This is a genomic window from Bradyrhizobium nivariense, assembly GCF_029846695.2.
Lineage (GTDB): Bacteria > Pseudomonadota > Alphaproteobacteria > Rhizobiales > Xanthobacteraceae > Bradyrhizobium.
Map to the genome: position 1 here is coordinate 18630 of NZ_JARWCR020000038.1, position 12456 is coordinate 31085.

Consider the following 12456-nt stretch of genomic DNA (forward strand, 5'->3'; position numbering starts at 1 on the left):
GCCTCCCCTCAATTCTGCATCCTCACCCCCAGCATCACCACCGTCCCCTGCGAGCTTGATCCCGGCTGGTTCGAATCCAGGATGTCGTGGCGCAGCGTGCCCTTGATCCAGATGTTGCGGTTGAGCTTGTAGATCAAATTGCCTTCGAGCGAGTAGGTCTTATCGTTGCGGTTCTGGCCCTGGTAGTCGTAGGTGCCGTAGGTGAACTTGCCCACTGCTGTCAGCCAGCGGCGGAAATCGTGATCGACTTCGGCGGCGTAGGTGTGCACCAGCACGCCGGAGGAGCCGGGGACCGTGGTCTCGGCGATTTGCGTGTCGGTGGCGAATTTCACCGTGGTCAGGCCGCTGGCGTTCCAGATCAGCGAGCCCGAGGTCAGGAAGCCCGCGAGCTGGCTGAGGCGCGGATCGACATAATTGCGCGCGGAATAGCCGACCGAGATCTCGCCGGTGAGGATGCGCGAGAATTCGAAGGACGAGCCGACCTTGGCATAGCCGCCGTTTGAGTCGCGGAAGTAGCCGTTGCGATCAGCGGGCTGGTCGTGCACGCGGGTGTCGCCCTCGATCTCGACGAACGGCTTCAGCCCCGGCTTGAGGTCGTAGGAGAAGCGGCCGACGCCGCCATACTGGTTGAAGTCACGGTCGTCGTTGCTGGACACCGTGCCGTCAGTGAGCTTGGAGTTCGTGTACGCCGTGCGGTCGACGGTGGCGCCGGCCGCGACCTGGAAGCGGTTGAAGGTCTGGTCGAAGCCGAAGGTGCCGCCATAGCTGGCATAGATCGGATATTTCTGCAGGCCGGCCTGCACGTTCGGGCTGCCGGGATTGTCGGTGGCGAGCCGCAGCCGGAATTGCGAGGTCAGCTTGAGGTCGCGACTGACGTCAAAGCGGCCGTCGACATGGCCGTTGAAATCGGGGCGATCGATCTCGACCGGCGACGGCGAGGCAAAGCCGTCGATCGTCGCCGGCATGTTGTTGGTGTAGCCTGAGAACGAGCCGCGCAAATCGGCGACCAGCGCGTGGCGCTCCCAGTCGGACATCACGAGAAGGTCGGGCGCGACCACATAGGCCGGCGAGCCGACCGGCTTGTTCAAACGCGCCGGGTTGGTGTCGTAGCCGGCGGAGAGCTCGAGCCCGCCCTTGATCAGGAAGCTGCCGGCATAGTCGCCGACCGCGCCGAACGAATCCTCATCGAGCTTGAGGCGGCGGCGCAGCGGCTGGCCGGGCACGTTGCCGGCCATCGCCGGCGGCACCGGCGTCTTGTGCGCGGTCTCGGACGGCGGCGGCGCGATGCGCGGCGGGCCGAGCGTTCGATCCGGCGTTGCCGGCGGCACCGGCGAGCCGGGACCGACCGGGCGCTTCGGCTTCGGCTGTCCGGGATAGAGCTTTGGCTGCAGCCGCTTGCGGTTGAGCGAATCGTAGCCGGAGGCGCTGGCGCCATTGGCGGCGGGCAGCCCATAGGTCGGGACCTGATTGGTCGGGGTTTGGCCTGGGCGCGCCGGCGTCTGCTGGCGCTTGCGCAAATCGGCATTGGGATCGGGCAGCGCCGGCAGCGCATCCGACGGTGCCTGCGGCACGCCCGCGGTGCGGCGCGTCGGCAGCGTGTCGGGCGAGGCGAAGCCACCGCGGTTGGGACTGAACAGGTCGGGGGTGAGACTCTGGGCTGCCACGGGGGCGCTTCCGAGGGCTGTCAGCGCAAGACACGGTAGAGCGGCGCGCAGAAAAAGCGCGCGTTTGCTCCGGCTCGTGCCTGGAGACGACCCCACGATGAAAGAACTCCAACGAAATCAAATACTTTCGCGATAGCCTCCGCTGACCGGCGGGAACCATCGTTAATGGAGTTAAAACAATTATGGTTAACGACCGGTTGAGGGTTGGGGCGCCCTCGTCGCCTCGAAGGCCGCGGCGTGCTAAGCAGGCGCCAACGGGCGAACGCCCCTCCTTCCTGGACCTGAACATGCCGAGTTCGAAACCGCTGATGACCGCATCATCCGGCCCCATTCCCGACAGCGTCGAATCCGCCCTCCGCACGCTGGAGACGGAGAGCGGCGGCATCAACGCGCTCGCCGCTGCGCTACGCGGCCCGTTGGGCGCGACCTTCGCCAAGACCGTCGATCTGATACGTAACGCAAAAGGCCGCGTCATCGTCACCGGGCTCGGCAAATCGGGCCACATGGGGCGCAAGATCGCGGCGACGCTGGCCTCGACCGGCACGCCCGCCTTTTTCGTCCACACCGCCGAGGCCGCCCATGGCGACCTCGGGATGATCACCGCCGACGACGTCATCATGGCGCTGTCCTGGTCCGGCGAGCAGCCGGAGATGAAAACGCTTGTGAACTATTCCGCGCGGTTCGCGATTCCCATGATCGCAGTGACGTCGAACGCAGCGTCCTCGCTTGGACAAGCGGCCGACATCGTGATCGAGCTGCCGAAGGCGCGCGAGGCCTGCCCGCACAATCTGGCGCCGACCACCTCGACCTTGATGCAGGCCGCGATCGGCGACGCCATCGCGATCGCGCTGCTCGAAGGCCGCGGCTTCACCGCGCTGGAGTTCGCGCATTTCCACCCCGGCGGCAAGCTCGGCGCGATGCTGAAATTCGTCCGCGACTACATGCGCACCGGCGCGGAGATCCCGGTCAAGCCGCAGGGCACCAAGATGTCGGACGCGGTGATGGAGATGTCGGCCAAGGGTTTGGGGTGCGTCTGCATCGTCAACGAGGCGAACGAGGCCGTCGGCATCATCACCGACGGCGATCTGCGCCGCCACATGGTGCGGCCCGACCTGCTGACGGCGTCGGTCGACGACATCATGACCAGGCAGCCGAAGACCGTGCCGCCGTCGATGCTCGCCACCGAGATGATCGAGGTGCTGAACACGAGCAAGATCACGACGCTGGTCGTGACCGAGGCAGACAAGGTGGTCGGCATCGTGCATCTGCACGATCTGCTGCGGGCGGGCGTGGCGTAAGGCGCGCCGGCTGCCTCCGCGGAGGCAGCCTGGATTGCTTCGTCGCATCAGCGCAAAATTGCTACGCAATTTTGTCGCGAGCTCCTCGCAATGACGAGCGGTTGGAGCTACGCCGGAAACCGCGCCGCCGTCTCCTCCAGCGGCAGCCGCAGCCCGTTCGCCAGATACGATACCGTGCGGTAGAAGCCGCACAGCAGCATGATCTCCAGGATCTGCGCCTCGTCGTAATGCGCTGACAGCGCGGCGAACTCGGCGTCGTCAAACGTCGCGCGGTGATGCAACGCGTCGACGGCCGCGATCAGCGACTGCTCCGCCTGCGACCAGCACGGCGACGCCGCATCGCCCCGCACGGTCGCACGCACCTCCTCCTCGTTGAGCCCCGCCGGCCCGGCGAAGATCGCGACATGCACACCCCATTCGTATTCACACTCGTTCAGCGCGCAGGTGCGGTCGATGATGATCTCGCGCTGGCGCAGGGACAGCGGGCCGGGATCGAGCAGGCCGCCGGCGCGGAACTTGTCCCAGGCACGGGTGTGGCCCGCCATCACCCGGAACAGCACAAGCGGCGGGGCGCCGCGCATGATGCGGTCGAACTGCCCCTGGATCTCCGGGGGATAAGGCGGGGTGAGCGGCGCAATGCGCGGCGGGGCCCGGGACATTGGTTGTCTCCCTTGCTACATTTACTGTAGCGCAACGCTACATTATTTGTAGCAACATGCAAGAGGGCGACGATGGCGAAACAGACCGCTTCCAGATCGCGGAGCGTCCGTGGCTCGCGTACCGGGCGGCCGATCATGGTGCTGCTCGACCTCCTGGGGCGACGCTGGAGCCTGCGGATCCTGTGGGAATTGCGCGACGCCCCCCTCACCTCGCGCGGCTTGCGCACCGCCTGCGACGAGGCTTCGCCGACGGTGCTGCAGGCGCGGCTGACCGAGCTACGCGAGGCGGGGTTCGTGGAGCTGGGCGAAGGTGGGGGTTATGGGCTGACGGCGCTGGGGCAGGAGCTGTGTGAGACGTTCATGCCGCTGCACAGGTTTGCGGAGAGGTGGCGCAGCAAGAGCGGCGCCTGAATGTGGCGATGCCGTCCCAACAAACTCGTCATTGCGAGTCGCAATGACGGGGGGGCAACAGCTACGCCGCCGCCACGGTCAAGTTCGCGCCGTCCACCTGCACCACTTTCACCCGCGTCCCCGCCGGCGTATCCGGGCCGGCGACGCGCCACACCGTGTCGCCGATACGCATGGTGCCGTTGCCGTCGACGATCGGTTTCTCCAGCGTAAACTCACGGCCCAGGAGCGCGTCCGCGCGCTTGTTGAGGAAGGGGCTTGCACTCGCATCCGGCTTCGACCGCGCGAGCCGGCGCCACACCGGCACGGCGGCAGCGGCGAACACCGCGAACATCACCAGCTGGATCTGCCAGGACATCGCGACCGCGAACGAGATCAGACCGACCAGCAACGCGGCGAGCCCGAGCCAGAACAGGAAGACTCCCGGCGCCAACACCTCCAGCGCCATCAGGATGAAGCCGAAGATCAGCCAGTTCCAGGTGCCGAGCGATACGAACATGTCGGTCATGACACGACCTCTTTGTAGTGGCGCATGTCCTTATCGGAAAACCGGTGTCCACTTTGCACTAACGTGGCCCTCCGGGTCCGGGCATGCACCATGACTATCCCTGCCGCGGCGGCACCGCCGGCGGCGTGGGGCTGGACGACGGCACCGAGCCGCCGCGGCGCGCGGCAGCGGCCGCGGACGCTGCGCTTTCGCCGAACGTCGCCTTCGCAATCTCGCCGATGCCGGCGAGCGAGCCGAGCATGCTGGTGGCTTCGATCGGCAGCATGATGATCTTCTGGTTCGGCGAGTCCGCGAACTGGCCGAACGCCTTGATATACTTGTCGGCGATAAAATAGTTCAGCGCCGCGACGTCGCCCTTGGCGATGGCTTCACTGACCATCTGCGTCGCCTTGGCCTCGGCTTCCGCCGACCGCTCGCGTGCTTCGGCGTCGCGGAAGGCGGCCTCGCGGCGACCTTCCGCCTGGAGGATCTGGCCCTGCTTGGCACCCTCGGCGCGCAGGATCTCGGACTGGCGTGCACCTTCAGCCTGAAGGATGTCGGCGCGTTTGACGCGCTCGGCCTTCATCTGTCGGCCCATCGCCTCGACGAGGTCTGCCGGCGGCACGATGTCCTTGATCTCGATGCGATTGACCTTGAGGCCCCAGGGCGAGACGGCGGCATCCACCACACGCAGCAGGCGCTCGTTGATTTCGTCACGGTGCGACAACACCTGGTCGAGATCCATCGAGCCCATCACCGAACGGATGTTGGTCATGGTCAGCACGGTGACGGCCTGGGTCAGATTGGAGACCTCGTAGCTCGCCTTGGCGGCGTCGAACACCTGAAAGAAGGCTACGCCGTCGACCGTCACGGTGGCGTTGTCCTTGGTGATTACCTCCTGCTCGGGAATGTCGATCACTTGCTCCATCATGTTGATCTTGCGCCCGACGCGATCGAAATAGGGCACGATCAGATTGAGCCCGGGGCTCAGCGTCTGAGTGTATTTGCCGAACCGCTCGATGGTCCAGTCATAGCCCTGCGGCACCGTCTTCACGCCGGCAACCAGCGTGACGATGACGAGCAAAACCAGAACAATCGCGAAAATGTCGAAACCGCTCATATTTCCTCCAGGGCGGAAAAAGTTGGCGGGAAAAACCGTTTCCCGCGCTGTCATTGGTCGGGATCACGGCCCCGAGGGTTCAGAAGGGTTCAGAAGGGTTCAGCGATGGGTGCAGCGGTCGCGGATAATTTCGGCATCGGCGCGATTCTACACAAGACTTAGGGAGAGGGAATGGCCGCGATTATGTATTTGCGAAACGCTCTTGAAAGCGTGCAGGCGCAGGCCTATCGGCGAAAATCAACGAATCCAGCCATGCCGGCGGTCGCAGCCAAATCCTACTCGATGACCTCGTTCGCGGTTGCGAGCAGGCTTGGCGGAAGCGTGACGCCGATCGCCTTGGCCGTCTTCAGGTTGATCGCCAGCTCGAACTTGGTGGGATTCTGGACCGGCAGGTCGGCCGCTCGCGCCCCCTTCAGGATGCGGTCGATGTAGGAGGCGGCGCGGCGGAGCTGCTCGGCGCTGTCGGTGCTGTAGGACATCAGCCCGCCTTCGTCGACGAAGGTGCGGCTCCAGAACACCGCCGGCACGCGCGCTTCGCTGATCGCCGCCAGGAGATGCGCACGGTTGGCCATGGTGAAGAAGTCCGGCAGCACCAGCAGGCCGCCGTCTTTCCGCGAGGCCAGGGCGGCGATCGAGGCCGTGTCATGGACCGGCGCGGGCTCCACCATCACATGGAGCGCGCGGCCAGCGTCCTCGATCGTGCGCAGCATCAGGGGTGCGAATGGCGCGGTGGCGGGATTGTAGACGACGAAAACACGGGACAGATTTGGCGTGACCTGCGTCAGCATCTCCAGCCATTTGCCGGCCAGCGGGCCGTCGTAATCGGTGAAGCCGGTGATATTACCGCCGGGATGGGCGAGATTCTGGACAAAGCCCTGGCTGACAGGATCGGTGACGACGGCGAAAACGATCGGGATCGTCGTGGTGCGCCGGCGCAGCTCCTCCACCGAGGGCGTGCCGACCGCAAGCAGGATATCGGGCTTGAGCGCCACGAGTTCGTCGGCGAGTTGCGCGATCCGCGCGCGGTCGCCGCCGCCGTTACGCCAATCGATCTTGAGGCTAGCGTGCTCCTTCCAGCCATGACCGGCGAGCGCCTCGACCAGGATGGCGCTACGCGTCTGCCCGATCGCATCGTCGGCCGCAGTGACCGAGAGCACGCCGAGCCGCCGCGTCGCATCCGGTTGCTGCGCCAGCGCTGCGGCCGGCAACGCCGCGGTCCCAAGAAGCGCCAGAATCTCGCGGCGGTTCATGGGGCGCTCATCAGATCCAGGCTCACTATATCCAGCCCTGGAGCTCGCGCAGCACGAGCGTGCGGATCACGTCCATGCCGGGTTCGCTGTCGTTGAGGCAAGGGATCGCGGAAAACTGCTCGCCGCCATTGTGCTTGAAGATCTCGGCATTCTCCTGCGCGATCTCCTCCAGCGTCTCCAGGCAATCGGCGGAAAAGCCGGGCGTTACCACCGCGATGCGGCGCACGCCCTCTTTCGCCAGACGCTCCATGGTCTTGTCGGTGTAGGGCTGGAGCCACTCGTCATTGCCGAAGCGCGACTGGAAGGTCAGCAGCAGCTTTGTCTCGTCCATCCCGAGCCGGCGGCGCAGCGCTTCGGTGGTGGCGACGCATTGGACCTGATACGGGTCGCCCTTGTCGACATAGGATTTTGGCATGCCGTGGAAGGAGGCGACGATCAGCTCCGGCTCGAACCGCAGGCTCGCCAGATGCGTCTCGATCGAGGTGGCGAGCGCCTCGATATAGGCCTCGTCCTCGTAATAAGGCGGCGTCACCCGCAGCGTCGGCTGCGCCCGCAGGCGGGCAAGCACGCGGAACACTTCATCGCAGACCGTGGCCGAAGTCGGAGCGGAATATTGCGGATAGAGGGGCACGGCGAGGATGCGCTCGCACCCCTGCGCAATCAGCGCGTCGATGCCCGACCTGATCGAGGGATTGCCGTAGCGCATCGCCCAATCCACCACGACGTGGTCCCGGTCCGACAATGCGGCCGCGAGCTTGTCGCTCTGCGACCGCGTAATGGTCTTCAGCGGCGACTCGTTCTTCTCGTTGTTCCAGATCTTCCGGTAGTCGAGCGCCTTGGTGCGGGGACGGCTGCGCAGGATGATGCCGTTGAGCACCAGCTGCCAGATCAGGCCCTGGTCCTCGATGACGCGGGCGTCCGAGAGGAACTCCTTGAGATAGACCCGCACGCCGGGCGCATCGGCCGTATCGGGCGTGCCGAGATTGATCAGGAGCACGCCGACGCGCGGCAGACCGGGTTGTACGGCTGGCTTCGCGGCCTGGATCGGGAGAACCGTCGTCATGCCTCCGTGGGTCGCGCGTTGCTCCGAACTTGTCAAGATTGGGCCGGTTTCGCTAGGGTCGGGATGGAGGGGGAGGAACCATGACGCTGGCGGAATGGTGCGTATTTGGAGCGGTGCTGCTTTATCTCTCGACGATCACCTCGATCAAATGGATCAGGTTTCGCGGATTTGACAATTCCCGGCCACGCGATCCCGCCTTCTATGAAGACGCCATCGCGCAGCGCGCGCTCGGCGCGCACCAGAACGGTATCGAGACCTTCCCGTTCTTTGCCTTCGCCGTGCTGCTCGCCGAATACAGGGATTCGCCGCAGCGCCTGATCGACGAGCTCGCCGTGCTGTTCCTGATCGTGCGGATCGCCTATGTGCTGACCTATCTCGGCAACCGCCCGACGCTGCGCTCGATCCTCTGGAGCATCGGCTTTGCGATCAATCTCGGGATCTTCTTCATGCCGGTGTTGAAGCAGTTTCTGCCGGTGTGACCCTTTTCCTTCCTTCTCCCCTTGTGGGAGAAGGTGGCGCGAAGCGCCGGATGAGGGGTTCTATCCGCGAACACAGCTGCGAGAGCATCGCTTGCGGAGACAACCCCTCACCCGTCTCGCCGCTGTGCAGCGAGCCACCCTCTCCCACAAGGGGCGAGGGAAAAAACTCAAAAACACGTCGTCCGTTCGGCCGCGATGTAACCCAACAACAGGCCCGCGCCGAACAGCAGCACGAGGCCGGCGGCGCCGAATTCGATGCCGCGCATGAACAGCGCGCCGCCGCCGTCGCGCCCTCCGCTCAGGCGGCCGGCGATGCCCTTGGCCGAGACGGCGACCACCGCGATGGCGGCGACCGTGATCGCGGTGCCGAGCCCCATCAGCATGGTCGCGGCGATGCCGGCCCAGAACAGGCCTTGGGCGAGCGCGAACACCAGCACCAGAATCGCGCCCGAACAGGGACGGATGCCGACGGTCAGGATCGCGCTGAAGCCGCGTCCCCAGCCACCGGGGCCGGCGAGCTCGCTCGGCGCGGGGCCGTGGGAATGGCCGCAATGCTCGTCATGGACGTGGTCATTCCCGTGGTGATGATGAGCATGCGCGTGCGCGTGGTCGTGCCTGTGATCGTGGGGACGATGATCGTGCGCATCGTGATGGTGGTGGCCGTGATCATGATGGTCATGCGGCACGCCCGCGATCGCCGGCACCGGCTGGGCCGCCTGGAGCGCGCGGATGAAAGTGCGGCCCTTGACCCAGACCAGGCGGAGGCCGAACGCCGCGATCAGGGCGTAGCTCGCGATCTCGATCGCGCCCTCCGCCTTGCACATGGTTTTCGCAGTCGCGTTCAACACCCAGGCCGAAATGCCGACGATGAGGATCGCCACCAGCGACTGCATCAGCGCGGAGGCAAACGACAGCACGATGCCGCGCCGCGCGGTCTCGCGGTTGGCGACGAGATAGGAGGCGATCACCGCCTTGCCGTGCCCGGGACCGGCGGCATGGAAGATGCCGTAGGCGAACGAGATGAAGAGCAGCGTCCACACCGCCGAGCCGTCGGACTTCGCGGCGCGGATCGTCGCCGACATCTGGCGATAGAATTCCGACTGCTTGGCCAGGAGCCAGCCGATGAGGCCGCCGGCCTCGGGCTCGGCCGCCGGTCGCGGCGCGCCGAACGGATTTTGCGCGAGCGCATCGTGAAGCGCAGCATCGGCCACGCCGACGACGAGGAGAACAGCGGCGCAGGCGAGGAGCCCGCGCGCGAGCGGGGAGAGTTGCGGCTTCAAGGGCAATCCACCGTGATCTTGTTGGCGAACATCATGCCGAAATTGGCGTTCGGTCCGTCCATGAAAGTCTGCTCGTTGAGCTTCTGCGCAGTGGCGGTGCCGTCGCTGGGACGGTCGAGCTTCATCTGGCAGCCCGCGGGCGCGCCGACCAGCTTGACCGGGTTGTCCTTGGCCATCTGGAAGTCGATGAAGAAGGAGCGGTCGAACACTTCGAGCACCAGTTGCTTGGGCTTGACCGGGTTCTTCAGCGGCAACGTGAAGTGCAGCGTCAAAACCGTATCCTTGTAGTCGAGAAAGTAGTCGACCGGCTCTTGGAATCGCTCCTTCTTGCCGTCGGCTCGCGCGAAGGTGAAGTAGGCATATTCCTTCAGCGATTCGACATTGGTCTGCGCCAGCGGCCCGAGCTCCTCGCGCGTATAGGCGCCCTTCTTCTTGGCTTCGAGCCCCTGCACCGCATAGGCCGAGAACATGTCGTCGAAGGTCCAGGCGTGGCGCACGCCGGTGATCGAGCCGTCCTCAGCGTAGAGCAGCTCGCTGGTCGCGGTGATCCAGACGTGCGGATGCGCCCGCGCTGCGCCAGCCGCGAGCGACAGGGCGACGGCGAGCAGCAGTCCGAACAGCGCGCGCATGCCCATCAGGCCGCCTTGGCGTCGTCGAGCAGGCCGCGGCGGCGCAGCAGCGCGTCGGGCTCCGGCGGGCGGCCGCGGAAGGCCTCATAGGCGGCTTCCGGATCGACTGAACCGCCGCTCGAATAGATATCGTCGTGCAGCCGTTTGGCGACGGCAGGATCGAAGATGTTGCCGGCCTCCTCGAACGCGCCGAAGGCGTCGGCGTCCATCACCTCCGACCACATGTAGCTGTAATAGCCGGCGGCATAGTGGTCCCCGGTAAAGATATGGCCGAACTGGGTGGGCCGGTGGCGCAGCGAGATCTCCTCGGGCATGCCGATCTTCTCCAGCTCCTTCTTCTCGAAGGCGCGGACATCCTGCGCGGCGGAGGCCGGCTGGGTGTGGAATTCGAGATCGACCAGCGCGGAGGAGACGAACTCGACCGTGGCAAAGCCCTGATTGAATTTTCGTGCGGCAAGGAATCGTTGCAGCAGATCGTCCGGCAGCGGCTCGCCGGTCTGGTAGTGGCGGGCGAACTGCTGCAGCACCTCGGGCCGCTCCTGCCAGTGCTCGTAGAGCTGCGACGGCAGCTCGACGAAATCGGTGAACACTGATGTGCCCGACAGCGACGGATAGGTCACGTTGGAGAGCATGCCGTGCAGGGCGTGACCGAACTCGTGGAACAGGGTGCGGGCATCGTCCGGCGACAGCAGCGAGGGCTCCCCACCCGCGCCCTTGGAGAAGTTGCAGATGTTGAGGACCAGCGGTGCGACGTCGCCGTCGAGCTTCTGCTGGTCGCGCAGCGAGGTCATCCAGGCGCCGGAGCGCTTCGACGGCCGGGCGAAGTAGTCGCCATAGAACAGCGCCTTGTGCTTGCCGTCTCGCCCCTTCATCTCCCAGACCCGGACGTCCGGATGCCAGACCGGCACATCCTTGCGCTCGGCGAAGGTAACGCCGAACAGGCGCGTGGCGCAGTCGAAGGCGGCGGCGATCATGTGATCGAGCGCGAGATACGGCTTGATCGCGGCGTCGTCGAAATTGGCGCGCTGAAGCCGCAGCTTTTCGGCATAGAAGCGCCAATCCCAGGAGGCGAGATTGAAATTGCCGCCCTCGGCCGTGATCAGCGCCTGCATGTCGTCGCGGTCGGCGAGAGCCCGCGTCCGCGCCGGCTTCCAGACCCGCTCCAGAAGGCCCCGCACCGCTTCCGGCGTCTTGGCCATGGAATCCTCGAGCCGGTAGGCCGCGAAGGTCGGGTAACCCAGGAGATTGGCGCTTTCCTCGCGCAGCTTCAGGACCTCGACGATGGTCGTGTTGTTGTCGTTGGAATTGCCGTTGTCGCCCCGCGCGGTGAAGGCCTTGTAGACCTTCTCGCGCAGGTCGCGCCGGGCCGAGCTCTTCAGGAACTGTTCGACCGAGGAGCGCGACAGCGTGACGATGGCCTTGCCGGTCATGCCGCGTTCTTCTGCCGCAGCCTTGGCGCTGGCGACAAAACTCTCCGGCAGGCCCTGGCCGTCGGCTTCGCCGAGCTCCATGAACCACTCCTGCTCGTCGCCGAGCAGATGATGGCTGAAGCTGGTGCCGAGCTGCGCGAGCCTCTCGTTGATCTCCGCCATCCGCGTCTTGGCCTCCTCGGAGAGGCCGGCACCGGAACGATGGAAGCGGGTGTAGGTGCGCTCGAGCAGGCGGAGCTGCTCGGGTGTCAGACCGAGATTGGCGCGGTTCTCGTGCAGCTGGGCGATGCGGCCAAACAGCACGGCGTTCATCATGATCGGATTCCAGTGCCGCGCCATCCGCAAGGAAACCTCCTTGTCGATCTCCAGGATGGCCGGGTTGGAATGCGCCGAGACGAGGTCGTAGAAGACCGCCGCGACCTTGTTGAGCAGCTTGCCGGAGCGCTCCAGCGCCGTGATGGTGTTGGCAAAGTCGGCCGCGGCCGGGTCGTGGGCGATCGCCGCGATCTCGGCGGAGTGGTCGGCGAAGGCCTGCTCGAAGGCCGGGAGGAAATGCTCCGGCTTGATCTCATCGAAGGGCGGGGTCGCAAACGGCGTCACCCAGGCCGTCAGCAGCGGGTTGGTCTCGGAGTCCGTAGTTTGGCGGGGTTCTGACATCACAAGTCCCGATTTTTGTGGCTCGATTGCTG

At 65.5% G+C, this 12456-nt stretch carries 12 protein-coding genes; 3 read left to right on the top strand and 9 right to left on the bottom strand.

Annotated elements, in window-relative coordinates; translation table 11 throughout:
* Positions 1–8 precede the first annotated feature (8 nt).
* On the bottom strand, positions 9–1760 hold the full coding sequence (locus QCM77_RS26930) for an outer membrane beta-barrel protein (protein ID WP_279685618.1): 1752 nt from the start codon (positions 1758–1760) through the stop codon (positions 9–11).
* A gap of 191 nt (positions 1761–1951) precedes the next feature.
* On the opposite strand from QCM77_RS26930, the gene QCM77_RS26935 reads away from it, so the two are divergent.
* The gene (locus QCM77_RS26935) at positions 1952–2962 is read left to right on the top strand and encodes a KpsF/GutQ family sugar-phosphate isomerase (protein WP_279685619.1); all 1011 of its coding nucleotides are present in this window, start codon (positions 1952–1954) and stop codon (positions 2960–2962) included.
* A gap of 107 nt (positions 2963–3069) precedes the next feature.
* Here the strand turns inward: QCM77_RS26935 and QCM77_RS26940 are convergent, their stop codons facing one another.
* Positions 3070–3621, bottom strand: a complete 552-nt coding sequence (locus QCM77_RS26940; RefSeq protein ID WP_279685620.1) for a carboxymuconolactone decarboxylase family protein — start codon at positions 3619–3621, stop codon at positions 3070–3072.
* 72 nt (positions 3622–3693) lie between these two features.
* Between QCM77_RS26940 and QCM77_RS26945 the strand changes: the two genes are divergently transcribed.
* The gene (locus QCM77_RS26945; protein ID WP_279685621.1) at positions 3694–4032 is read left to right on the top strand and encodes a winged helix-turn-helix transcriptional regulator; all 339 of its coding nucleotides are present in this window, start codon (positions 3694–3696) and stop codon (positions 4030–4032) included.
* A gap of 61 nt (positions 4033–4093) precedes the next feature.
* On the opposite strand, the gene QCM77_RS26950 is transcribed toward QCM77_RS26945, so the two are convergent.
* The 4 genes from QCM77_RS26950 to hemH form a co-directional block, all read right to left on the bottom strand.
* On the bottom strand, positions 4094–4537 hold the full coding sequence (locus tag QCM77_RS26950; RefSeq protein WP_279685622.1) for an NfeD family protein: 444 nt from the start codon (positions 4535–4537) through the stop codon (positions 4094–4096).
* A 94-nt stretch (positions 4538–4631) separates the two neighbouring features.
* The gene (locus QCM77_RS26955; RefSeq protein WP_279661637.1) at positions 4632–5636 is read right to left on the bottom strand and encodes an SPFH domain-containing protein; all 1005 of its coding nucleotides are present in this window, start codon (positions 5634–5636) and stop codon (positions 4632–4634) included.
* A gap of 275 nt (positions 5637–5911) precedes the next feature.
* Positions 5912–6886, bottom strand: coding sequence for an ABC transporter substrate-binding protein (locus tag QCM77_RS26960; protein WP_279661636.1), 975 nt, complete (start codon positions 6884–6886; stop codon positions 5912–5914).
* Between the two features lie 25 nt (positions 6887–6911).
* Positions 6912–7949 (bottom strand): ferrochelatase, encoded by a 1038-nt coding sequence (hemH, locus tag QCM77_RS26965; RefSeq protein ID WP_279661634.1) that lies wholly within the window; start codon positions 7947–7949, stop codon positions 6912–6914.
* Between the two features lie 80 nt (positions 7950–8029).
* On the opposite strand from hemH, the gene QCM77_RS26970 reads away from it, so the two are divergent.
* The gene (locus QCM77_RS26970; RefSeq protein ID WP_279661632.1) at positions 8030–8428 is read left to right on the top strand and encodes an MAPEG family protein; all 399 of its coding nucleotides are present in this window, start codon (positions 8030–8032) and stop codon (positions 8426–8428) included.
* Positions 8429–8595: 167 nt separating this feature from the next.
* Here QCM77_RS26970 and QCM77_RS26975 read toward each other — a convergent pair whose 3' ends face one another.
* From QCM77_RS26975 to QCM77_RS26985, 3 genes are read right to left on the bottom strand one after another with little or no spacing between them, the layout of a single operon-like run.
* Positions 8596–9708 (bottom strand): nickel/cobalt transporter, encoded by a 1113-nt coding sequence (locus QCM77_RS26975; protein ID WP_279661630.1) that lies wholly within the window; start codon positions 9706–9708, stop codon positions 8596–8598.
* Positions 9705–10343, bottom strand: coding sequence for a DUF1007 family protein (locus QCM77_RS26980; RefSeq protein ID WP_279661628.1), 639 nt, complete (start codon positions 10341–10343; stop codon positions 9705–9707). The genes QCM77_RS26975 and QCM77_RS26980 overlap by 4 nt, the downstream gene beginning before the upstream one ends.
* Positions 10343–12424 (bottom strand): M3 family metallopeptidase, encoded by a 2082-nt coding sequence (locus tag QCM77_RS26985; protein WP_279661626.1) that lies wholly within the window; start codon positions 12422–12424, stop codon positions 10343–10345. Before QCM77_RS26985 ends, QCM77_RS26980 begins: the two co-directional genes overlap by 1 nt.
* Positions 12425–12456: the final 32 nt, after the last annotated feature.

Coding starts and splice junctions, on each gene's coding strand:
- QCM77_RS26980 (WP_279661628.1), bottom strand. CDS start 10,343: ATGGGCATGCGCGCGCTGTTCGGACTGCTGCTCGCCGTCGCCCTGTCG.
- QCM77_RS26960 (WP_279661636.1), bottom strand. CDS start 6,886: ATGAACCGCCGCGAGATTCTGGCGCTTCTTGGGACCGCGGCGTTGCCG.
- QCM77_RS26955 (WP_279661637.1), bottom strand. CDS start 5,636: ATGAGCGGTTTCGACATTTTCGCGATTGTTCTGGTTTTGCTCGTCATC.
- QCM77_RS26985 (WP_279661626.1), bottom strand. CDS start 12,424: ATGTCAGAACCCCGCCAAACTACGGACTCCGAGACCAACCCGCTGCTG.
- QCM77_RS26940 (WP_279685620.1), bottom strand. CDS start 3,621: ATGTCCCGGGCCCCGCCGCGCATTGCGCCGCTCACCCCGCCTTATCCC.
- QCM77_RS26950 (WP_279685622.1), bottom strand. CDS start 4,537: ATGACCGACATGTTCGTATCGCTCGGCACCTGGAACTGGCTGATCTTC.
- hemH (WP_279661634.1), bottom strand. CDS start 7,949: ATGACGACGGTTCTCCCGATCCAGGCCGCGAAGCCAGCCGTACAACCC.
- QCM77_RS26970 (WP_279661632.1), top strand. CDS start 8,030: ATGACGCTGGCGGAATGGTGCGTATTTGGAGCGGTGCTGCTTTATCTC.
- QCM77_RS26935 (WP_279685619.1), top strand. CDS start 1,952: ATGCCGAGTTCGAAACCGCTGATGACCGCATCATCCGGCCCCATTCCC.
- QCM77_RS26945 (WP_279685621.1), top strand. CDS start 3,694: ATGGCGAAACAGACCGCTTCCAGATCGCGGAGCGTCCGTGGCTCGCGT.